A 22176-nucleotide genomic window follows, 5' to 3' on the forward strand; every position below is an offset into this window, starting at 1 on the left:
CCGCGAGGAGGCCCGCGATAGCGACGAACCGCGGCCGGGCCAAGTGCGGCAGGTTTATTCCCGGATCGCGGCTACTGCCTGACCCACATCACCCGGGCCATCCAGGCGACCTCGCCGATGTTGAGGACGCGGTCCTCGTGCTCCGGATTGAGCGAGACCAGCTCCACGGTGCGGGCGGTGCGGCGCTTCAACTCCTTGGCGAGGACCTCGCCGCCGTGGAGGCGCACCACGACCCGGTCGCCCTTGCGCACGCTGGCGGTCGGCGAGACGATCAGCACGTCGCCGTCGCGGAACAGCGGCTGCATGGAATCGCCCTGGATCTCCAGTGCGAAGGCACGCTCCTCGCCGAGATCGGGGAACTCGATCTCCTCCCAGCCGGCGCCGCCGGTGGGCATGCCCTCGTCCGTGAACAGCCGCCCGGCCCCGGCCTGGGTCAGGCCGATCAGCGGGACCATGGTGCGGGCGGGGATCTCCCGGGCCTCGATCAGGCGCAGGAACTCGTCGAGGCTGGCGCCGGTGGCGGCCAGGACCTTCGAGACCGATTCCGTGGAGGGCCAGCGCTTGCGCCCGTCGGCGCCGATCCGTTTGGACCGGTTGAAGCTCGTCGCGTCGAGGCCCGCGCGCCGGGCAAGGCCGGAGGCGGAATAGCCATGGCGCTCCGCCAGACGGTCGATGGCATTCCAGATCTGCTCGTGAGACAGCATGTCGGGCTCGAAGGCTCAACGTGAGCGGGCCGGCACCCCCGTCTCGCCAGCCGGCACCCGGCTGCCTCGGGGGCACGAAGGCAATCCCCCCGGAGGATTCGGACCGAAACCGCCGGAGAAGCGCGGAATATTGAAGACCGCCACGAGCCGGCCCGAGTGCCCCGTCTCGGACACCGTTCTGTGACGCTCAGCCTAGTCGTAGGAAAGTAGAACTACAACCTGCAGAATGCAATCGCCCATGGAATGGTTCTGGTTTCCGGGTGTTGCTGGCGGAGAGCGGCGCGTCCGGGTGCGCGCTATGATCGACCCCCGCCACCCCACCCCTCATCCTCGCGTGCCGAGGGACCGTCGATCGAGGGCTCCGCCGCGCGGCCCCGGGATGACGGAATTGTTGTCCGGGCTGCTTCTGCAGAGGTTTAGATGGACGCGCGGGAGAACCTCTGGCGCATGCGTCGGCCGGGACACGCCATCCGCCCCGGTTCCGGCGCCCGGGCCGATGGGCTATGGACCCTCCGATCCCCGGGGAATGACGATGCCGCTCATCTACAAGATCTGCCCGCGTGCGCTGTGGCGCGAGGCCGAGGCGGCGGGGCGGTTCACCGGGGCGCCCGTCGATCGGGCGGACGGTTTCATCCATTTCTCCACCGCCGAGCAGACCGCCGAGACGGCGGCCCGCCACTTCGCCGGCCAGGCCGACCTGCTGCTGATCGCGGTGGAGGCCGACAGGCTGGGCGCCGCCCTGCGATACGAGCCGTCGCGCGGCGGCGCCCTGTTCCCCCATCTCTACGGCGACCTGCCGCTCTCCGCGGTCGCGTCGGTGGAGGAACTACCCCTGGGCGAGGATGGGCGGCATGTCCTGCCGGCCGGGATGCCGCGCGCATGATCGCCGCCGCCTTCCCGCTGGTCCGCCCGCTGCTGCACCGGCTCGATGCCGAGCGCGCGCATGACCTGACCCTACGCGCCCTGTCGCTGCTGCCCCCCGGCCAGCCGGCCGCCGACGATCCGCGGCTGGCCGTCGACCTGCTCGGGCGCCGCTTCCCCAACCCGGTCGGTCTGGCGGCCGGCTTCGACAAGGGCGCCCGGGTGCCGGACGCGATGCTCGGCCTCGGCTTCGGCTTCGTCGAGGTCGGCGGCGTGGTGCCGCAGCCGCAGCCGGGCAACCCGCAGCCGCGGGCGTTCCGCCTCCCCGCCGACCGGGCGGTGATCAACCGCTACGGCCTCAACAGCGAGGGGCTGGCGGTGGTGGCCGGACGGCTGCGCGCCCGGGCCGGCCGGCCCGGCATCGTCGGGGTCAATATCGGGGCCAACAAGGACTCGACCGACCGCCTGGCCGATTACGTCACCTGTACCAGGACCCTCGCACCGCTGGTCGATTTCGTCACGGTCAACGTCTCCTCACCCAATACGCCGGGCCTGCGCGACCTGCAGGGCGAGGCCTTTCTCGACGAGCTGCTCGGCCGCACCGTCGAGGCGCGCGATGCGGCCGGCGCCACGGCCGCGGTGCTTCTCAAGATCGCCCCCGACATGGCGCTCGACGCCCTCGACGCGATCTGCGCCACGGCGCTGAAGCGCGGCGTCCAGGCATTGGTGGTCTCGAACACCACGGTGGCCCGGCCCGAGAGCCTGCGGGAGACAAGCCTCGCCCGCGAGACCGGCGGCCTCTCCGGCCGGCCGCTCTTCGGGCCGGCGACCCGGATGCTGGCGCAGACCCGTCTGCGGGTGGGCGACAGGCTGCCGCTGATCGGCGTCGGTGGCATCGATTCCGCCGAGGCCGCCTGGACCAAGATCGAGGCCGGGGCGAGCCTGGTCCAGCTCTACTCGGCACTGGTCTATGACGGGCCGGGGCTGGTGGATCGCATCAAGGCCGGCCTGCTGAAGCGCATGGCGGCGGAGGGCGTCTCCGCCCTCCACCAGGTGGTCGGCCGCGGCGCGGAGGACCTGGCCCGCGCGGCGTGAGCGCCGTTCGTCCGGGCTTTTCCCATCGATCCCCTCATCCTGACAGGCTGTGAGTCTTCCAAGCCACAGACGGGCCTGTCGCGCTTCGTCCTCGAAGGATCAAAAAATTTACAGTCTCTGAGGTCACGGCCCGCGCCGCGTCGCTTTCGAAGGCGGCCTCCAGGGAGCGCGGGGCCGGCTGGAGCCCTTCTTCGCAGCTCACTGACGCGGGCGCCTCGAGATGAGGGGTTGGGTGGGACGGGCGTCGGTCATGTCCGCCTCGCGGGCCATCGTCGATCCTCGACGCCTCTCGCCGGCTGGCATATGCTGATGGCATAGGCCAAACTGGTGCCGATGGGAGGTGGCGATGGATGTGAAGACCGCGAGCCTGTTTCGTAACGGTCGCAGTCAGGCGCTGCGCATACCTCGGGAATTCGAGCTTCCCGGCTCCAGCGTGTCCATTCGACGCCTGCCGAACGGCCATCTCGAAATCTCGCCGCTGGGCGAAACCGGCCTGCTGGCGGCGTTCAAGGACGAGCCGCCTTTGCCCGAGGAGCATTGGATGGATGCAATCCAGGACCTCCCGGCGGAACCGGTCGATCCATGAGCGACCGGTACCTGCTCGACACCAACATCATCTCGGAGATCGTCCGACAGGGCGGCGGAAGCGTCGTCCTGGATCGGATCACCGGCATCGGGGAGACGAAGATCTGCACGAGCGCCATCGTGGCCAGCGAGCTGCGCTATGGCGCTGCCAAGAAAGGGTCCGAGCTGCTGAGCGAGAAAGTGGAGCGTGCTCTGCGCAACATCGATATCCTGCCCTACGCGGCCGGCGCCTCTCACACTTACGGGACGCTCCGGACAAGCCTGGAGCGCGCGGTGCGGGTGATCGGTGCCAACGACATGCTGATCGCCGCCCATGCCCTTTCCCTGGGCGCGGTTTTGGTCACCGACAACATTGCCGAGTTCGCGCGCATCCAGGGTCTGCGGGTCGAGAATTGGCTGCGGGTCAGCGCATGACCGTCCTGTCGGTCACACGTCCGGTTGGGCGATCACGCGCCATCCCCGTCAGCGACATCACGATGACGGCGTCCTTTATGCGCGCGCCCGGCACCGGTGGGTGGCATCGGGACATTCGTGGGGGGTCGAAGGCGCCCCTCGCTCAATGTGTTCGTCAGCCGAACCGCAAAGCCTCCAAGCCGCCAATTAAAATGAAGGGCGCGTTGGGTTAAGCGCCCCGCTCCCCGTCCAATCACCGTCAGTGCGAGCGCAGCGACACGACATCGGGATCCGCACCATTCGGCGCTCGCGCGCTGCCATGGGTTGCTTCGCTGCGCTCGCAAGGACGGAGCGGGTTCGACCGGCGGCAGAGCGTCCGGCCCGCCAGTTTAGAAAGGCTTTGCCAAGCGGTGACTTAGCCTGTGCCCCGTGCATGAGGGGCCTGCGCGCGCCCGGCATTGTGACACCTGTCCTGTGCCGCTTATCTCGCGGTTGCGAATTTGCGAGCCGGCCTCGCGTTCAGAGAGCATCCAGGACAATCCATGGCCCAGCCTGACGGGGCTCCGAAGCGCTCATCCGCCGCCGGCGGCTGGGGCGCTCTGAAGAGTTGCGGCAAGCATCTGCTCGGCTCGCGCGCGCCGCTGTCGGGCGCGCGCGCCCTGCTGAAGGCGAACCAGCCGGACGGGTTCGACTGCCCGGGTTGCGCCTGGGGCGACCCGGAGCACGGCTCGTCCTTCGAGTTCTGCGAGAACGGCGTGAAGGCGGTCTCCTGGGAGGCCACCGACAAGCGCACGAAGCCGTCCTTCTTCGCCCGCCACACGCTGACCGAGCTGCGCACCTGGAGCGACTTCGCCCTGGAGGGCGAGGGCCGCCTCACCCATCCGATGCGCTACGATGCGGCGAGCGACCGCTACCTGCCGGTGAGCTGGGACGAGGCCTTCGCCGAGATCGGCGCGACCCTGCGCGGCCTCGATCACCCCGACCAGGCCGAGTTCTACACCTCCGGCCGCGCCTCGAACGAGGCCGCTTATCTCTACCAGCTGTTCGCCCGCGCCTACGGGACCAACAACTTCCCTGACTGTTCGAACATGTGCCACGAGGCCAGCGGCGTCGCACTGATCGACGCCATCGGCATCGGCAAGGGCACGGTCCTGCTGGAGGATTTCGAGAAGGCGGACGCGATCTTCTGCGTCGGGCAGAATCCCGGCACCAACCATCCGCGCATGCTCGGCGACCTGCGCCGGGCGGCCGAGCGGGGCGCCAAGGTCGTGGTGCTCAACCCCGTGCGCGAGCGTGGGCTGGAGCGCTTCGCCGACCCGCAGAACACCGTGGAGATGCTGCGCGGCTCCAGCCAGCCGATCGCCAGCCACTACCTCCAGCCGCGCTCCGGCGGCGACATGGCGGCCTTCCGGGGCATCGCCAAGATCGTGTTCGCCCGGGACGAAGAGGCGCTCGCCTCCGGCCGGCCCTCGCTGCTCGACCGCGCCTTCCTGGAGCACCACACCGCCGGGCTCGACGCCTATCGCGCCGCCGTGGAGGCCACGAGCTGGGACGCGATCCTCGACCAGTCGGGCCTGACCTACGACGACATCTCCGCCATGGCGGATGTCTATCTCGGCGCGCAGCGGGTGATCGCCACCTGGGCCATGGGCGTGACCCAGCACCGCCACTCGGTGGCGACCGTGCGCGAGATCGCCAACCTGCTGTTCCTGCGCGGCCATATCGGCCGGCCCGGTGCCGGGCTGTGCCCGGTGCGCGGCCATTCCAACGTGCAGGGCGACCGCACGGTCGGGATTAACGAGCGCCCCTCGGTAGCCTTCCTCGAATCGCTGGAGCGGCATTTCGGCCTCGCCATGCCGCGCAAGCACGGCCACAACGTCCTGGCGGCGATCCGGGCGATGCGGGACGGCACGTCGAAGGCGTTCATCGGTCTGGGCGGCAACTTCCTGCGGGCGACGCCGGATACCCCGGTGGTGGCCCAGGCGCTCGCCTCCTGCCGCCTGACGGTCCACATCGCGACCAAGCTCAACCACGCCCACCTGGTGCCGGGCGCCATCGGCTACCTGCTGCCCTGCATGGGCCGCACCGAAATCGACCGGAACGCCGCGGGCAAGACCCAGATCGTGACCGTCGAGGATTCGATGAGCATGGTCCACGGCTCGGGCGGCATCAACAAGCCGGCCTCGAAGGAGCTGCGCTCGGAGATCGCGATTATCGCCGGCATGGCCCAGGCCACCGTCGGCTCGGCCGCCATCGACTGGGCCGGGCTCGCGGCCGATTACGACCGGATCCGGGAGGCCATCGCCGCGACGATCCCGGGCTTCTCGGAGTACAACACCCGGGTGCGCAAGCCGCGCGGCTTCATGCTGCGCAACCTCGCCGCCGAGCGGGTGTTCGAAACCGCCTCCGGCCGGGCCAACTTCTCCGCCGACGCCCTGCCGGCCGAGACCGAGCACCAGGTCGCGAAGAAGTCGCAGAACACGTTCGTGCTGCAGACCTTCCGCAGCCACGACCAGTACAACACCACGATCTACGGGCTCGATGACCGCTACCGCGGCGTGTACGGCGAGCGGAAGGTGCTGTTCGCCCATCCGGACGACCTCGCGGAGATCCGCGACCGGCTCGGCGAGCGCGTCGACATCGTCGGCCTCCACGCCGACGGGGTGACCCGGCGGGCCGAGGATTTCCGGCTGGTGCCGTTCGACATGCCCCGGGGCGCCGTGGCGGGCTACTACCCGGAGCTGAACGTGCTGGTGCCGCTCTCGACCTTCGGTGAGAAGAGCGACACGCCGACCTCGAAGTCGGTGCTCGTCACTCTGGAATCCCGGGCGGCGGCCTGAGCCGCATGGGCGGCGACCTCGACGAGGCGGCGTTCATCGCCGCCCTTGACCGCCGGACCGCGGCCCAGCCCGGGATGGACGCGCTGGAAGCGGGGTTGCTGGCGGCCCTGGATCTCGGCCTGCCGGGCGACAGCCGGGCTTTCGCCCGGAGCTTCGGGGTCGAGCACGCCCTGGTGCTGCGCGCGCTCTCCGCGCTGGAGGAGGACGGCCACGTCACCGTGACCGCCCGCGATGCGCGCACCCAGCGGACGCGCTACGACCTGGCGGCGTAGCGCCGGATCCGGGACTTCACCGGCCGGCAGCGGCGGCCTCCAGGGCCGCGACGTCGAGCTTCACCATCGCCTGCATGGCCGCGAAGACCCGGGCCGCCACCGCCGGATCGGGATCGGCGAGGAGGCGCGGCAGGGTTTCCGGCACGATCTGCCAGGGCACGCCCCAGCGGTCGCGCAGCCAGCCGCACATCATCTCCGCGCCGCCCTCCGCGGTGAGGGCGCGCCAGAGGCGGTCGACCTCGGCCTGATCCGCACAGGAGACGGAGATTGATGCGGCGGTCCCGTACGCGGCCGGGATCCCGCCATTCAGGGCCTGGAAGCTCTGGCCGCCCAGCGTGAACGCCACGAGGATCGCGGCGCCGGGCTCGCCCCCGGGCCAGGGGTCCGGCGCCCGCAGGATCGGGCCGAGGCTCGAGCCCGGCACCAGCGACACGTAGAACCGCGCCGCCGCCTCGGCGTCGTGGGCGAACCACAGACAGGTGCTGATCGCCGGCATGGCGGCATCTCCCGGGCGGATCGGATCGGCGCGGCGCTTAGAGTTGGCCGCGCGTTCGGCTTCCGGATGACGGGGCGCTCAGCGCTTCCCCTGGTTCATCGCCCAGACGATCCCGAACGGATCGCGCAGCTGGCCGTAGCGGTCGCCCCAGAACATCTCGGCCGGCTCCATCAGGGCGGTGGCGCCCGCCGCGACGGCCTGGGCGTAGCGCGCATCGATCCCCTCGACCATGAGCATCAGGGAGAAGGCCTGCGGTGCCTGCAGGGGGTGGCCGTGTTCGGGAAAAGCGTCGCTCAGCATCAGCGACGAGCCGTTCACGTGGAGGTGGACATGCATGGTCCGTCCCTGGTCGTCGACCGGCATCGCGGTGACGATCTCGGCCCCGAAGGCGCGGACGTAGAACTCGGCCGCCTTCATGGCGCCGTCCACCGTCAGGTAGGCGACGAGCCCGCCCTTCACCGGGGCCTCAGCCGGAATCTCTGGGTTCGCGCTGCTCATCGTGCCGCCCCGGGTTTTCAGCCGCGCGTTCAAGATGCACGAATCGAACGGCATCCGACGCGACCGGTCGAATATCGTCTCATTCCCGGGCCGCTCAGTCGAGCCGTGTGCGAATATTGAATGCCGCCGACGCATTACACTGGATGCCTGTATTCGCCAGATCGAGGCGGGAGGGTCTTGAGCGCAGGTGCGGCGCGGAACCGAATGTCCTCGTGGGCATCCCCGCTCTCGGGAGGCCACCCAGTGCTGCGCGCGCCCAGCCAGGACGCGAGCCAAGCTTGACCTTGGACAATCCTTCGTTGCACCTCGGCCGGGCATTCGGATGCCGCCTGTGTCGCAGGCCCGCGATGCCAATCCGCCTAGGCCACTGAGTGAAAGGGGCAGGACATGGAGACGATCGGCCCTGATCTGCGCGTGATGCAGCGCGTTCCCCTGGCGGCCTCGCATGTCGCCGCGATCCGCGCCGCGGGCGTTCCGCGACTCTACCCGGCCGGGACCTTCCTGGCGCGGCCCGGCGAGCCGGCGGACCGCTTCGTCTATGTCGAGGACGGCGAGGTCGAGGTCGTGAACCCGTTCACGGACGAGCGGCACCTGCCCTCCACCCTCGGGCCGACGCAGTTCATGGGCGAGATCGCATTCCTGAACGGCGGCAGCTGGTCGATGCCGATGCGGGCGGTCATCGACACCAACGTGATCGAGGTGCCGCGCACCACGATGCTGCGGCTGATGGCCGAGATCCCCGAAATGTCGGACATCGTCATCACCGTCCTGGCGGCGCGGCGGCGGCGCCAGCTCGATTCGCGCGACGGCACCCTCGTGCTGATCGGCGAGGACGACGACCGGGCCGTCCGGCGGATCGCGGAATTCGCGAGCCGCAACCGCCTGCCCTACCGGTCCTACGCGCTCGGCAGCGCGGAGGCGGCGTCCGTCGCCACGAGCTGCTCGGTTCCCGCCGACCGGCCCGCCGTGGTCTTCGGCCGGAACACCGTCGTGACGGATCCGACCCCCGACAAGGTCGCGCAGCTCTTCGGCCTCAACTACAACCTCATGGACGACGAGGCCTTCGACGTTCTGATCGTCGGCGGCGGCCCGGCCGGCGTGGCCGCGGGCGTCTATGCCGGCGCCGAAGGCCTGCGCGCCCTGGTGGTCGAGGATATCGCCATCGGCGGACAGGCCGGCACATCGAGCCGGATCGAGAACTACATGGGGTTCCCGACCGGGATTTCCGGGGCCGACCTGATCTGGCGCGGCGAGGTCCAGGCCGTGAAGTTCGGGACGCGGTTCGCCATGCCCCGGCGGGTGGTGAAGCTGGAGCGGCTCGAAGACGGCGCGTATTGCGCGACCTTCGACAACGATCAGCGCGTCCGGGGACAGGCGGTCGTCGTCGCCACCGGGGTCCAGTACCGGCGCCTGCCGATCGACCGCCTGGAGGCCTTCGAGGGGGCCGGCATCTATTACGCGGCCACCGAAATCGAGGCCCGCTATTGCAAGAACACCGAGACCATCATCGTCGGCGGCGGCAATTCCGCCGGGCAGGCGGCGATGTTCCTCAGCCGCTCCGCCCGGCATGTCCGGCTTCTGGTCCGCGGGCCGTCGCTGGCGACCTCGATGTCGCGCTACTTGTCGAGCCGTCTGGAAGCGGATCCGGCGATCACCATCGAGTACGGCGCCGAACTCAGCGCGCTGCACGGGGACGACGCGCTCGAGGCCGTGACCATCCGCACCATCGCGGACGGGACGGTCCGGACGATCCCGACCTGCGCCGTGTTCGTCATGGTGGGGGCGGCACCCAATACCGGCTGGCTGTCCGGCCTCGTCGAACTCGATCGGAACGGCTTCGTCCTGACCGGGGAAGCGATCGGCGCTGGCTCGCCCTATGCCACCTCGCAGCCGGGCATCTTTGCGGTCGGCGACGTGCGCGCCCATTCCGTCAAACGCGTCGCCTCCTCGGTGGGCGAGGGATCGGTCGTCATCTCCAAGGTCTGGGATTATGTCCGGGACCGTGAGCCGGCTTAGGCCTGGCGGCTCGACATTCGGATCGGCTTGGCTGCGCCCGCCGTCGTAAGCGCCCTCGGCCGCAAACTGTTTCCACGCCCTTCGCGGCGACGGGCGACACGGGTCGGACGATCCAGCGCGGAGCTTGATACCCAGCAACCCGCGCCGTCGTTTCGCGGCGCCGCAGGCGGGCCCGGACCCGAAGGGACCGCCGGAGGCGGCCATCCGGAAACGGCGCCGGTGCAAGATCTTGGCATGTCGGTGTCTCTGGATCCCGGGCTCCGCTGCGCGGCCCCGGGATGACGGTGCGTAGCGGCTTCGGTCCAGCTTCTACTGGAAGGAGACGAAGCCTTCCGGCCCGGGGGACATGAGACATCCGCCTCTGTCACCGCAAGGGTGCGCATCCTCCGGAAGCGTCCTGCTGGGCTCATCGTGCGCCGCAGGGTGCGGGCGGGAGCGAAGGCTCAGAACCCCTTCGCCTTGATCGCCTCGGCCCAGGTCACCGCGCGGCGGTTCACGCCGAGGTGCTGGCGCTCGTAGAGGCGGCCTTCGAGCTTGATCGCGCCGCGCTTGGCGTATTCCGGGCGCTCGAACGCCTCGATCACCAGCTTGGCCCGGCGCACCTCCTCCTCGGTCGGCGCGAACGAGGCGTTGGCCGGCTCGAGCTGGGTCGGGTGGATCAGGGTCTTGCCGTCGAAGCCGAGGTCGCGGGCCTGGCGGCACTCGTCCCGGCAGCCCTCGGTGTCGGCGATGTCGTTGTAGACGCCGTCGAGGATCGCCAGGCCTTCGGCCCGGGCGGCGGCGAGCGCCATCATCATCCAGGGCAGCATCGGCACCCGGCCGGGGACGATCTTGGCCCAGGTGTCCTTGGCCAGGTCGTTGGTGCCGAGCACCAGGCAGGTCAGGCGGTTGCGCGGGTCGCGCTTGGCCCGGGCGATCTCCTGGATGTTGAGGATCGAGGCCGGGGTCTCGATCATCGCCCAGACCGCGATGCCCTCCGGGGCGTCGAGGGATTCGAGCCGGTCCGCGATGCTCTCCAGCACCGCCGAGGACGACACCTTCGGCATCAGGATCGCGTCGGGCTTGGCCTCGATGGCGGCGTGCAGGTCGGCCTCGCCCCAGGGGGTCTGGGGGGCGTTGACCCGGATCACCAGCTCGCGGCTGCCATATTCCCCGCTCTTGACCGCGGCGCAGACCTGGTCGCGCGCGATCTCCTTCTCCTCCGGGCCGACCGCGTCCTCGAGATCGAGGATGATGCTGTCCACCGGCAGGGTCTTGGCCTTGTCGAGCGCCCGCTGGTTCGAGCCGGGCATGTAGAGCACGCTCCGGCGCAGGCGCAGGTCCGTCGTCGTGGCCATGGGCATTCCCTCCTGCGGCCGCTCCTCGGCCGGTCTTCGTTGCGGTGCACCCTAGAGCAGAACGACCCGCGTGCCACATCGGCTTGCGCGGTATCGGTGAGTCCGTGCGGCGTTTGATACTGTCCGGCGGGCGACTGTATCGAGCCGTGCTTTGGTCATGTTCTCACGGCTAAAGGCCGGCCACGTCCAATCCTTGGATCCCGGGATCCGGTCTCATGCGCGCTCTCACGACTGTCTTCATCCTGGCCGGCCTGACCCTGGCCGGGGCACCGGATCCCGCCCGGGCCCAGAGCCGGACGACCCTGGGGGTCGGCTCCGGCGCGGTGGCGGGCGCCCTGGTGGCGGGCCCGATCGGGGCCGTCGCGGGCGCCGTGGTCGGCGGGTTCGTCGGCAATTCCAGCGAGCGCGGACGGCGCCACGTCCGCCGGGTCCGACGCGCCGGCAGCGTCCGCCGGGCGCCGCAGCGGCGGGCCGAGGCCGAACTGCCGCGCCCGGCCGCGCCGGTCGCCCGGGCTGCGCCGCCGGCCGCCACGGCCTGGAAGGATCCGCACTGACCGGGAGAAGGCCACGGATTCCCGGCAAGGCGGCCCTTCGGCGAAGGGCCGCCGCAAATGCCGGCCCGCGAAGGCTACGCGAAGTCGGACGCGGTTCTTCCGGCGGCGGAGGGTGGCGGCCTGCGAAACGTTTCGCGCAACAGCCCCGGGAACGCGACGGCCTGGAACAGGCCCCGCGCCCCCAGGAAGGCCACGAAGGCCAGCCACAGCCCGGTATTGCCGAGGCCCAGGGCCAGGACCAGCGCCAGGACGGCGCCGTAGATCGCCAGCGCGCCCAACATGAGGTTGCGCATCGCCCGGGTCCAGGTGGCCCCGATATAGATCCCGTCATAGGCAAACGGCGCGGCCGCGGCGAGCGGCGCCAGGGCGGCGAGCGGCAGATAGGCCCGCGCGGTTTCGCGCACCGGCGTGCTGGTGGTGACGAAGTCGATGAAGCCCGGCCCGCCCAGGAAGGCGAGGAGGCCGACCGCGATCCCGAACCCCAGGCACCAGCGCAAACTCAAGGCTGACGCCCGCCGGAACGCCTCCGCGTCGCGCGCGCCCACCGCCTGCCCGCACAGGGTCTCGGCCGCGGTGGCGAAGCCGTCTAGGAAGAACCCGCCGATCATGAACAGATTCCACAGGACGGAATTGGCCGCCAGCACCACGTCGCCCTGCCGGGCGCCCAGCGCCGAGAACAGCACGATGGCGGTGATCAACGCCAGGGTGCGCAGGATGACGTCGAGGTTGACGCTGAGCGTCCGGCGCAGGGCGGCGGCGTCCCGCAGATCGCGCAGAGGCACCCGGAACGGCCGCGAGCCGAGCCGCGCCAGCACGACCAGCCCGAGCGCCAGCCCGGCCGCCTCCGCACAGAGCGCCGCCAGCGCGGCACCGGCGAGCCCCATGCCGAGGCCGAGGACGAAGGCGAGGGTCAGCCCGACATTGACCAGGTTGATCGCCACCTGGAGCAGCAGGCCGAGATCGGTCCGCCCGCGCCCCAGCACCGAGCCGAGCACGCCGTAGCTCGCCAGCACGAACGGGGCGGACAGGATGCGGATGTGGAAATAGGTGGCGAGGCCCGCGATCACCGCCTCGCTCGCGCCGCTCACCGCGAAGGCCGCCTGAGCGATCGGCCATTGCAGCGCGACCAAGCTCAGGCCGATCAGGGCGCCCGCCATGATCGCCCGGGCCAGGATGCGGTCGACCTCGGCGCCGTCGCGGGCGCCGACCGCCTGGGCGGTCAGGCCCGCGGTGGCCATGCGCAGGGCCCCGAAGGACCAGAAGATCGCGTCGAAGATGACGGCGCCCAAAGCCACCGCGCCGAGCAGGGCCGCGTCGCCGAGCCGCCCGATCACCGCCGCGCCGACGAAGCCGAGCATCGGCGTCGTGACGTTGGCCAGCGTCATCGGCAGGGCCAGGGCCAGGACGCGACGGTGCGTCGGCAGGACCGGGGCGGCGGCAGGCGGATGCGTCATGCCGCAACTTTAGCCGACCCGGACGATTTGCGATGCGCTCAGCGCGCCGTCGCGAACAGCCTCGAGATCAGCCAGAGCGGGATGACCACGACGGCCCCGGCGACGATCCAGCCGCCGAAATCGTGCAGGGAGGCGAGGCCGATTTCTAGGAGCGCCTGGGCCGAATCGTAGATCCGCCAGAACAGCCGGCCCGGCGTGAGGCCGAGCAGCGACATGCCGGCGCCGACCAGCGTCGACAGGAACAGCAGGCGCAGGAACACGCCGGCGGGCGAGCCGCCGAGGAATCGGCGCAGCGCGGAGGCCCGCGGCGGATAGGTTTCCGCGTCGTAGGTGCCATTCGGCGGCGGGGCACCGTGCCGGCGCCGGTCGTGATCGACGAGCATCGCGTCCTCATGAAGCCAGGGGCACCCGGATCGGCGACGAAGCGGGCGGAACCGTGGCCGGCACACCACACCGCGTCGAAACCGGATCCCGGATCAGGCGTTAGCGGGTTTCACCCACGGACCCGAGATGGCAAGCGAGACCCGTCCCGCCAAGATGCCGGGAATGGCCGCGGGACAAAGCCGACGGGACGAGACCCAGCATGATCGACCACGCCCTGTTCGACCCGGCGACGATCGATCCGGAGACGCTTCGGCTGAATGCCGAGATCGTCGCGGCTCACGCCGCCCTGCCCGACCCCTGGTCGCTGCCCATCGAGGAGGTGCGCGCCCGCCGTCGCGCCGGCACCAAGGCCGCGCCGGCGATGCCGCACAGCGCCCGGGCCGAGTGGCTGACGATCGAGGGGCCCGCCGGCCCGCTCAAGCTCCGGGTCATCCGCCCGAAGGCCCCGGCGAAGCTGCGCGGCGCCTATCTCCACATTCACCGGGGCGGCTGGGTCTGGGGCGCCGCCGACGAGCAGGATCCGTGGCTCGAGCGCATCGCCGATGCCTGCGGCTTCGTCGTGCTGTCGGTGGAGTACCGGCTCGCCCCCGAACATCCCTACCCCGCCGCCCTGCTCGACTGCGAGGCCGCGGCCCTGTGGCTCGCCGGGCCGGGCCGGGCCGAGTTCGGGATCCATGCGCTGACGATCGGCGGCGAATCGGTCGGCGCCCACCTCGCCGTGATGGTGCTGCTGCGCCTGCGCGACCTGCATGACCAGCCGCGCGCGTTCCGCGGCGCCAACCTCAATGCCGGGTTCTACGACCTCGGCCTGACCCCGTCGGTGCGCAACTGGGGCGACGAGCGCCTCGTCGTGAACACCCGCGATCTGACCAAATTCGCCGACGGCTACGTCCGCGAGGGGATCGACCGGCGCCGGCCGGACGTCTCGCCGATCTACGCCGACCTGAAGGGCCTGCCGCCGGCCCTGTTCACCATCGGCACCGCCGATCCGCTCCTCGACGACACGCTGTACATGTCGGCCCGCTGGGCGGCGGCCGGCAATGGCGGCCACACCGCGATCTATCCCGGCGGATGCCACGTCTTCGCCCGCTACCCGAGCGCGATGAGCGAGCGCGCCCTCGAGCTGATCGACCGCTTCCTGATGGCCCTGGCCTGAGCGACGCCCACGAGATCCTGCCGCCGGCCTTCCGGGCGTGGTTCGCGGCGCGTGGCTGGACGCCCCGGTCGCACCAGCTCGACCTACTGCGGATCGCCCGGGCGGGCCGCTCGGCCCTCTTGGTGGCACCCACGGGGGCCGGCAAGACGCTGGCGGGGTTTCTGCCGAGCCTCGTCGCCCTCTCGGAACGGGAAGCCGCCAAAGCCGAGCCCAAGGCCGCGAGGGGGCTGCACACCCTCTACGTCTCGCCGCTGAAGGCGCTCGCGGTCGACATCGCCCGCAACCTCGACACGCCGATCGCCGAGATGGCGCTGCCGGTGCGGGTCGAGACCCGGACCGGCGATACGCCCGCGCACAAGCGCACCCGGCAGATCAGCCGCCCGCCTGACATCCTGCTCACGACGCCCGAGCAGCTGGCGCTGCTGATCGCCCATCGCGACGCCGCCGCGTTCTTCTCCGGGCTGCGCTGCGTGATCCTCGACGAGCTGCACGCCCTCGTGACCTCGAAGCGCGGCGACCTGCTGGCCCTGGCGCTTGCCCGGCTGCACCGCCTCAGCCCGGACCTGGCGTCGATCGGCCTGTCCGCGACGGTCCGTGAGCCGGACGAGCTGCGCAAGTATCTGGTGCCGCAGCGCGCAGATTCGCCGCCCGCCATGGCCGACCTCGTCACCGTCCGGGGCGGCGCCAAGGCCGACCTGCGCATGCTGGATCTCGGGCGGTCGCTGCCGATCTCGGGGCACACGGCCTGGCACTCGATGCCGGCGATCTACGACCTGATCCGCGCGCACCGCACCACGCTGGTCTTCGTCAACACCCGGCTCCAGGCCGAGTACACGTTCCAGGAGCTCTGGCGGCTCAACGACGACGCCCTGCCGATCGCGATCCACCACGGCTCGCTCGATGCGCAGCAGCGCCGCCGCGTCGAGGCCGCGATGGCGGCGGGCCAGCTGCGGGCGATCGTCTGCACCGCGACCCTCGATCTCGGTATCGACTGGGGCGATGTCGATCTCGTGGTCAATGTCGGGGCGCCCAAGGGTGCGAGCCGGATCATGCAGCGGATCGGCCGGGCCAACCACCGGATGGACGAGCCGTCGAAGGCCTATCTGGTGCCGGGCAACCGCTTCGAGATGCTGGAATGCCAGGCGGCCCTCGACGCCGTCGAGGAGGCCGCGCAGGACACCCCCGACGCCCGGCTCGGCGCCCTCGACGTGCTCGCCCAGCACGTGCTCGGCATGGCTTGCGCCGACGCCTTCGATCCGCTGGGGCTCTACGAGGAGATCGTCTCCGCATCGCCCTACGCGGGGCTGACCTGGGAATCCTTCGAGCAGGTGGTCGATTACGTGGCCACCGGCGGCTATGCGCTGCGGGCCTACGAGCGCTTCGCCAAGATCCTGCGCGGGTCCGACGGGCTGTGGCGGGTGCGCGACGCCCGGACGGCCCAGGCCTACCGGATGAATGTCGGCACGATCGTCGAGGCGGCGCGGGTGCGGGTGCGGCTCGGCCGGACGCTCCGGAGCAAGCCCGGCACGGTCCTGCCGAAGGGCGGACGGGTGCTCGGCGAGATCGAGGACGAGTTCGCCGACACGCTCACGATCGGCGACACCTTCCTGTTCGCCGGCGAGACCCTGCGGTTCGAGGGCCTGGCCGAGGACGAGGCCCTGGTGACCCGCGCGCCGCTCGGCACCGATCCGGCGATCCCCTCATATGCGGGCGCGAAGTTTCCGCTCTCGACCTTCCTGGCCGAGCGGGTCCGGGCGATCATCGCCGACCCGTTCGAGTGGGACCGCCTTCCGAAGCAGATCGGCGAGTACCTGCAGCAGCAGCGCCGCCGCTCGGTCCTGCCGGGCGAGCGCGATTTGCTCGTCGAGACCTTTCCCCGGGGCAAGCGCCATTACCTCACGGCCTTCCCGTTCGAGGGCCGGCTGGCCCACCAGACGCTCGGCATGCTGCTCACCCGCCGGCTGGAACGCGACGGGCTGCGCCCCCTCGGCTTCGCGGCGAACGATTACGGCATCGCGATCTGGACCACCCGGGACGTGTCCGAGCGGGCCGTGCTCGATCCCGACTTCATCGGCGACCTGTTCGCGGTCGACATGCTGGGTGACGACCTCGAAGCGTGGCTCGACGAATCGGCGATGATGAAGCGCACCTTCCGGCAATGCGCGGTGATCGCCGGCCTGATCGAGCGCCACCATCCGGGCCTGAAGAAGTCCGGCCGGCAGGTCACGATCTCCACCGATCTGATCTACGACGTGCTGCGCAAGCACCAGCCCGACCACCTCCTGCTCCGGGCCGCGCGGCAGGATGCGGCAACCGGACTCCTCGACGTGAGGCGCCTCGGCATGATGCTAGAGCGCATCCAGGGGCGAATCATCCACAGGGCTCTCGACCGGGTCTCGCCGCTCTCCGTATCCGTCATGCTCGAGATCGGGCGTGAGCGGGTCTACGGCGAGGGTGCCGACGAGATCCTGGCCGAGGCGGAGGCCGAGCTTCTTCAGGAAGCTCTGTCCTGACCGGCGATCCGCCCTCCCCCGACGAATCCGAGGATGCGATCTTGGCGGCCGGCCTGAGACTCGAGAAGACTCACAAGCACCCGACCCTGTTGCTGGCGGGCGAGACCCTGATGCTCGACCTGTGCGGCGGCGTATGGCTGCCGGAGCATCGCACGCTGATCGTCTCCGACCTCCACTTGGAGAAGGGGTCGTCCTACGCAGCCCGCACCGGCCAGTTCCTGCCGCCCTACGATACCCGCGAGACCCTGGCCTGCCTGCACGAGGCCGTGACCCGCCACGATCCCGCCCGCGTGGTCGCCCTGGGCGATTCATTCCACGACGACCGCGGGCCGGAGCGGATGGAGCCCGGCGACCGGGCCATGGTGGCGGCCCTGCAGGAGGGACGGGACTGGGTCTGGATCGCCGGCAACCACGATGCCGCGGTCAGCGAGGGCGTCGGCGGCCGCTATGCCGACGCGCTGACCCTCGGCGGCCTGGTCCTGCGCCACGAGCCGAGCGCGGAACCCGTGATCGGCGAGATCGCGGGCCATCTCCATCCCTGCGGCAAGGTCGCGATGCGCGGCCGGGCGGTCCGCCGGCGCTGCTTCGTCACCGACGGCACCCGGCTCGTAATGCCGGCCTTCGGCGCCTATGCGGGCGGGCTGAATGTCCGCGACCGGGCGATCGAAGGCCTCTTCCCGAACGGGTTCACGGCGCATCTGCTCGGGGACGGACGGGTCTTCGCCATCGGCCGGGCACAACTCGCCCGGGACTGACGCGCGCTCAGCGATAGAACGTGTAGGTCGCGGTGTAGGGCACGCGCACTGTCTGTCCCGGCGTGCAGCCGCCCGCCGGCTTCTCCCCGCCATCCGTGTCGCTGCGCAGCACGTAGCGTGTCCCCGCGAGCATTCCCGATCCGGTGGCGCGGGCGGAGAGCATCAGCCAGGCGACGGCGTGCGGTTGCGGTGCCGGGGCGTGGTCGATCACCGACCCGACCACCCGGGACCCGTCCTGGATCTCCCAGGTCGGACCCTCGAAATGGCGCCCGACGACGCGCCCATCCGGCTGGGCAAGGTCCGCGTCGGGCTTGGCGGCGCTCCAGACCGGGGCCCCCTCCCCGGCGATGCAGGTATAGATCTGCGCTCCCCGCGCGGCGAAGCTGGCGATCGACACGCTTCCGGCCGGCGGCGCGAGGCGCGCCGGTTCGGCAAGGGCGAAGGCCGGCGCGCAGCACGCGAGGGTGATGAGGGCAGGCCGCAGGGTTCTGGTCAGGGCGTAGGCGATCGGTTCAGCTCCGTCCGGACGGGTCGAACCACGGAACGGGGGAAGCCGCTTGCGGGTTTCATGCCGCGGCCTGCCCCCGTCCGTTGGCTCAGGCGGATTTCATGAACCGGTCGATGCTCTCCGCGAGATCCGAGGAGTGGACGGCCAGGCTCTCGGCGACGCCCAGGACGGCCTCCGCCAGTTGACCGGTGGCATTGGCAGCCTGCGAGACCCCGCCGATATTGCCCGACATCTCGTGGGTCGAGACCGCCTGCTCCTCGACGGCGCTGGCCATCGCCAGGGTCAGCGTCGAGAGTTCGGCCACGGCGGCGGTGATCATCTCGATCGCCCCGACCGCCTCGCCGGTGGCGTTCTGGATCGCCGCCACCTGCTGGGTGATCTCCCCCGTGGCCTTGGCGGTCTGTTCGGCCAGAGCCTTGACCTCGCTGGCGACCACCGCGAAGCCCCGCCCGGCGGCACCGGCCCGGGCCGCCTCGATTGTGGCGTTCAGCGCCAGCAGGTTGGTCTGGCCGGCGATCGACTTGATCATGCTCACGACCGCGTCGACCTCGCGCGCGTTCTCGGCCAGCTGCCGCATCGTCGCGTCCGTGGTCTCGGCCTGGATGGCGATCTGCCGAGCGCGCTCCGAAACCCGCCCGACCTGGCCGGAGATCTCCTGGATCGCACCGTTCATCTGCTCGGAGTTCGACGCGACCGACGAGGCCTTCTGGCGGGCGGAATCCGCCGACTGCGTCAGCCCCTCGGCCGAGTGCTGCATGTCGCGGATTGCCGAACCGACGGCGTCGACGACGCGGCTCACGTCGGTGGCCATGTTCACCTGCGCGGACACGACCGCCCAGGTCAGCATCGGGCCGATGTACCGGCCCTTCCGATCGTTGACGGCGGTGACCTGCAGGTCGAGCGTCTCCGGGCCGACCTTGATCTTGGTCCGGTGCGGCAGCCGGCTCGCATCCGCCAGCATGTTGCGCTGGTGGTGGGGGTTCTTGTGGAACACGTCGAACGAGTTGTTGACCATCTCGTCGACCTTGATCGGCAGGTATTGCTCCAGGGGCGCCAACGTCTTGCGCGAGGTCGTGTTCAGGTAGTTGATCTTGAAATCGTTGCGCGGATCGGCGGTCATGACCGCAACCGGCATGTTGTCGATCATCGACATCAGGCGGTCGATGTCATTCTTCTTGGCCGAGATGTCGGCGGCGAACTTGACCACCTTCACCGGCTTGCCGCGGGCATCGAGCACCGGATTGTAGGTCGCTTCCAGCCAAACCTCCGACCCGTCCTTGTCGAGGCGCAGGAACTCGCCGGTGACGTATTGCCCGTCCTTCAGCTTCGCCCAGAAATCCGTGTATTCCGTGCTCTTGGCAAAGGCCGGGTCGACGAAGATGCGATGGTGCTTGTCGCGGACATCCGCGAGCGTGTACTTCATCAATTTAAGGAAGTTCTCGTTGGCATCGAGAACCTGGCCGTCCATCGAGAATTCGATGATGGCCAGCGACCGATTCAAGGCGTCGAGCTTGGCCTGCGACTCGCTGTAAACCGATTTTTTGAACATATCACTGCTCGCGCTTCTCGAGCGGAAACCTAGCGCATAGTACGTTAATTTTGACCTAACTTGCCGAATTCAGAAACGATGCCGGCTTAGATTGCGGCGCGCAAGACAGAAATGCGAATTTTTGAACTCTTGTACTTCTAGTATTCCGAGATTTTCGGGGAACCTCCGGCAAACGATCCAAACGTAGGTGCGAATATCAGAACCAGCCGCGTATCCGGAAGTACACGATCGGCGCCAGGGCGCTGAACAGGATCAGGCCGAGCGCGTAATGGTAGCCGTAGGCCCAATCCAGTTCGGGCATGTGTTTGAAGTTCATGCCGTACATCGAGGCGATCAGGGTCGGCGGTACGCCCACCACCGAGACGACGGTGAGGACGCGAAAAACGTTGTTCTGCTCGATGTTAATGAGCCCGAGCGTCGCGTCGAGCAGGAACTGAACGTTCTCGGCGAGCCGCGTCTCGAACTCGTCGAGGGATTCGATATCCCGCCGAATCGTTTCGAAGCGCCCATCCTCCGGCAGCCCGAGCCCGTCGCAGGCGGCCGACACGAACGGCACGATCCGCTCGAGGCCGAGCAAGCTGGCGCGGATCTTCCCCAGGACCTTCCCGCGGTTGCTGATCCCGCGCAGGATCCGCCGCAGCGCCAGGTCGCGCCGGCGCGGCGGCGGGCTCTCCATCCGGCGGCGATTCGCGCCGCGCAGGTCGAAGTCGAAGATGCGCGTCGAGAGCTGGTCGAGTTCCGAGGCCATGTCCTCGAGGGCGTCCGCCAGGCTGTCGACCAGCTCCTCCAGGATGACCAGGAAGATCTCGCTCGGGGATACGCTGCCGTCGCCGTCGGCGATCCGTTTCTGGGCCGAGTCCACCGCGCGCAGCTCGTGGAACCGGATGGTGACGAGGTGGTCCTTCGACAGGAGGAAGCCGAGCGGCTTCAGCTGCGAGTCGCTGCGCTCGAAGGTGATCATCGGCGTCGACAGCGACAGGCCGCCCTTCACCCGCCGCAGCCGGCTGGAGGATTCGACCTCCGACAGCGCCGCCCGGGACGGCACGCGCAGACCGGTTGCCGCCTCGACGGCGGCGGCTTCCTCGGAACTCGGATCGTTCAGGTCGAGCCAGACGGCGTTGCCGGAAATCGGGCCGCCAAGGTCCAGCGCAACCGCGCCGTCGGGTCCGTGCAGGCTCAGCATGAGAGCGCGTTGTCCGTGGGAAATGAAGGCTGATGTCGCGTCATCGCGCCGTCGCGCGCGGGTGCGACAGCCTTGACTCGGAACCAGGCGAGGGCTATCTCGCCGCCGTCATTGGCACTCGCCAAGACAGAGTGCTAACAGTCGGGTTTGGAAGCGGTCCCGCAGGCCGCATCAACGCCAACTGCAGACCTGAAGCAAGAGGGCAGCTCATGAAGTTCCGTCCGCTGCACGACCGCGTGGTCGTCCGTCGCATCGAGAGCGAGGAGAAGACCAAGGGCGGCATCATCATTCCGGACACCGCCAAGGAGAAGCCGCAGGAAGGCGAGATCGTCGCCGTCGGCCCCGGCGCTCGCGACGAGCAGGGCCGCGTCAACGCGCTCGACGTCAAGGCCGGCGACCGCGTCCTGTTCGGCAAGTGGTCCGGCACCGAGGTCAAGATCGACGGTCAGGACCTCCTGATCATGAAGGAATCCGACATCATGGGCGTCGTCGCTCTCTGATCGGATCGCCTTTCCCCGCCCTTTGAGGCCGTCCGAGGCCTTGGGGTTCAACCCAACCACAAGAGGCAAACCATGGCAGCGAAAGACGTTCGTTTCTCCGCCGACGCGCGCGATAAGATGCTGCGCGGCGTCGACATCCTCGCCGACGCGGTGAAGGTGACGCTGGGCCCGAAGGGCCGCAACGTCGTGATCGAGAAGAGCTTCGGCGCCCCGCGCATCACCAAGGACGGTGTGACGGTCGCCAAGGAGATCGAGCTCGCCGACAAGTTCGAGAACATGGGCGCCCAGATGGTGCGCGAAGTGGCCTCGAAGACCAACGACATCGCGGGTGACGGCACCACCACCGCGACCGTGCTGGCCCAGGCCATCGTCCGCGAAGGCGCCAAGTACGTCGCCGCCGGCATCAACCCGATGGACCTGAAGCGCGGCATCGACCTCGCCACCGCCGCTGCGGTGAAGGACATCATCGCGCGCGCCAAGAAGGTCTCGACCTCCGACGAGGTCGCCCAGGTCGGCACGATCT

The 22176-nt window shown here is 69.8% G+C and carries 22 protein-coding genes; 13 read left to right on the forward strand and 9 right to left on the reverse strand.

Features of this window, described 5'->3' with window-relative positions; genetic code table 11:
- Positions 1-71 precede the first annotated feature (71 nt).
- A complete protein-coding gene (locus WYO_RS24920; RefSeq protein WP_007567824.1) occupies positions 72-704 on the reverse strand; it encodes a helix-turn-helix transcriptional regulator in 633 nt (210 codons plus the stop codon).
- A gap of 532 nt (positions 705-1236) precedes the next feature.
- Between WYO_RS24920 and WYO_RS24925 the strand changes: the two genes are divergently transcribed.
- The 6 genes from WYO_RS24925 (at position 1237) to WYO_RS24950 (ending at position 6750) form a co-directional block, all read left to right on the forward strand.
- Positions 1237-1587, forward strand: coding sequence for a DUF952 domain-containing protein (locus WYO_RS24925; RefSeq protein ID WP_007567825.1), 351 nt, complete (start codon positions 1237-1239; stop codon positions 1585-1587).
- Positions 1584-2660 (forward strand): quinone-dependent dihydroorotate dehydrogenase, encoded by a 1077-nt coding sequence (locus tag WYO_RS24930; protein WP_007567826.1) that lies wholly within the window; start codon positions 1584-1586, stop codon positions 2658-2660. Before WYO_RS24925 ends, WYO_RS24930 begins: the two co-directional genes overlap by 4 nt.
- A gap of 346 nt (positions 2661-3006) precedes the next feature.
- Positions 3007-3246 carry an AbrB/MazE/SpoVT family DNA-binding domain-containing protein gene (locus WYO_RS24935; RefSeq protein ID WP_007567827.1) on the forward strand — a complete coding sequence of 80 codons (240 nt, stop codon included), beginning with the start codon at positions 3007-3009 and terminating at the stop codon, positions 3244-3246.
- Positions 3243-3659, forward strand: a complete 417-nt coding sequence (locus WYO_RS24940; protein ID WP_007567829.1) for a type II toxin-antitoxin system VapC family toxin — start codon at positions 3243-3245, stop codon at positions 3657-3659. Before WYO_RS24935 ends, WYO_RS24940 begins: the two co-directional genes overlap by 4 nt.
- Before the next feature lie 521 nt (positions 3660-4180).
- Entirely contained in the window at positions 4181-6478 is a 2298-nt protein-coding gene (locus WYO_RS24945) for an FdhF/YdeP family oxidoreductase (RefSeq protein ID WP_007567830.1), read from the forward strand.
- A gap of 5 nt (positions 6479-6483) precedes the next feature.
- Positions 6484-6750: a hypothetical protein gene (locus WYO_RS24950; RefSeq protein ID WP_007567832.1), complete on the forward strand. Its 267-nt coding sequence runs from the start codon at positions 6484-6486 to the stop codon at positions 6748-6750.
- 16 nt (positions 6751-6766) lie between these two features.
- On the opposite strand, the gene WYO_RS24955 is transcribed toward WYO_RS24950, so the two are convergent.
- A complete protein-coding gene (locus WYO_RS24955) occupies positions 6767-7246 on the reverse strand; it encodes a VOC family protein (RefSeq protein ID WP_007567834.1) in 480 nt (159 codons plus the stop codon).
- A 78-nt stretch (positions 7247-7324) separates the two neighbouring features.
- Positions 7325-7744 (reverse strand): glyoxalase/bleomycin resistance/extradiol dioxygenase family protein, encoded by a 420-nt coding sequence (locus WYO_RS24960; protein ID WP_039904112.1) that lies wholly within the window; start codon positions 7742-7744, stop codon positions 7325-7327.
- Positions 7745-8131: 387 nt separating this feature from the next.
- Here WYO_RS24960 and WYO_RS24965 point away from each other — a divergent pair, with 387 nt between their 5' ends.
- Complete coding sequence (locus tag WYO_RS24965) at positions 8132-9760, forward strand: cyclic nucleotide-binding domain-containing thioredoxin-disulfide reductase (RefSeq protein WP_007567838.1); 1629 nt, start codon at positions 8132-8134, stop codon at positions 9758-9760.
- A gap of 443 nt (positions 9761-10203) precedes the next feature.
- On the opposite strand, the gene WYO_RS24970 is transcribed toward WYO_RS24965, so the two are convergent.
- A complete protein-coding gene (locus tag WYO_RS24970) occupies positions 10204-11097 on the reverse strand; it encodes a CoA ester lyase (RefSeq protein ID WP_007567840.1) in 894 nt (297 codons plus the stop codon).
- A gap of 215 nt (positions 11098-11312) precedes the next feature.
- On the opposite strand from WYO_RS24970, the gene WYO_RS24975 reads away from it, so the two are divergent.
- Positions 11313-11651 (forward strand): hypothetical protein, encoded by a 339-nt coding sequence (locus WYO_RS24975; protein WP_007567842.1) that lies wholly within the window; start codon positions 11313-11315, stop codon positions 11649-11651.
- Positions 11652-11725: 74 nt separating this feature from the next.
- On the opposite strand, the gene WYO_RS24980 is transcribed toward WYO_RS24975, so the two are convergent.
- Both WYO_RS24980 and WYO_RS24985 read right to left on the reverse strand, forming a co-directional pair.
- A complete protein-coding gene (locus WYO_RS24980; RefSeq protein WP_007567844.1) occupies positions 11726-13105 on the reverse strand; it encodes an MATE family efflux transporter in 1380 nt (459 codons plus the stop codon).
- A gap of 38 nt (positions 13106-13143) precedes the next feature.
- Positions 13144-13488, reverse strand: a complete 345-nt coding sequence (locus tag WYO_RS24985; protein ID WP_007567846.1) for a DUF6460 domain-containing protein — start codon at positions 13486-13488, stop codon at positions 13144-13146.
- 200 nt (positions 13489-13688) lie between these two features.
- Between WYO_RS24985 and WYO_RS24990 the strand changes: the two genes are divergently transcribed.
- Genes WYO_RS24990 through pdeM form a run of 3 tightly spaced genes read left to right on the forward strand, consistent with a single transcriptional unit; the run spans position 13689 to position 17913 of the window.
- Positions 13689-14645, forward strand: coding sequence for an alpha/beta hydrolase (locus WYO_RS24990; RefSeq protein WP_007567848.1), 957 nt, complete (start codon positions 13689-13691; stop codon positions 14643-14645).
- Positions 14642-17158, forward strand: a complete 2517-nt coding sequence (locus tag WYO_RS24995) for a ligase-associated DNA damage response DEXH box helicase (protein WP_047170934.1) — start codon at positions 14642-14644, stop codon at positions 17156-17158. Before WYO_RS24990 ends, WYO_RS24995 begins: the two co-directional genes overlap by 4 nt.
- 41 nt (positions 17159-17199) lie before the next feature.
- Complete coding sequence (gene pdeM, locus WYO_RS25000; RefSeq protein WP_007567852.1) at positions 17200-17913, forward strand: ligase-associated DNA damage response endonuclease PdeM; 714 nt, start codon at positions 17200-17202, stop codon at positions 17911-17913.
- Positions 17914-17920: 7 nt separating this feature from the next.
- Here the strand turns inward: pdeM and WYO_RS29130 are convergent, their stop codons facing one another.
- The 3 genes from WYO_RS29130 to WYO_RS25015 all read right to left on the reverse strand — a co-directional run bounded on the left by WYO_RS29130 (position 17921) and on the right by WYO_RS25015 (position 21153).
- Positions 17921-18310: a DUF3455 domain-containing protein gene (locus WYO_RS29130; protein ID WP_007567854.1), complete on the reverse strand. Its 390-nt coding sequence runs from the start codon at positions 18308-18310 to the stop codon at positions 17921-17923.
- 199 nt (positions 18311-18509) lie between these two features.
- The gene (locus tag WYO_RS25010) at positions 18510-19970 is read right to left on the reverse strand and encodes a PAS domain-containing methyl-accepting chemotaxis protein (protein ID WP_007567855.1); all 1461 of its coding nucleotides are present in this window, start codon (positions 19968-19970) and stop codon (positions 18510-18512) included.
- A gap of 196 nt (positions 19971-20166) precedes the next feature.
- Positions 20167-21153: a CorA family divalent cation transporter gene (locus WYO_RS25015; protein ID WP_007567857.1), complete on the reverse strand. Its 987-nt coding sequence runs from the start codon at positions 21151-21153 to the stop codon at positions 20167-20169.
- Between the two features lie 209 nt (positions 21154-21362).
- Between WYO_RS25015 and groES the strand changes: the two genes are divergently transcribed.
- Complete coding sequence (gene groES, locus WYO_RS25020; RefSeq protein ID WP_007567860.1) at positions 21363-21653, forward strand: co-chaperone GroES; 291 nt, start codon at positions 21363-21365, stop codon at positions 21651-21653.
- 72 nt (positions 21654-21725) lie between these two features.
- The coding region (locus tag WYO_RS25025; protein ID WP_007567862.1) for a TCP-1/cpn60 chaperonin family protein at positions 21726-22176 on the forward strand (451 nt) is incomplete at its 3' end.

The sequence above is a fragment of the Methylobacterium sp. GXF4 genome, assembly GCF_000272495.1.
GTDB classification, from domain to species: Bacteria; Pseudomonadota; Alphaproteobacteria; order Rhizobiales; family Beijerinckiaceae; genus Methylobacterium; species Methylobacterium brachiatum.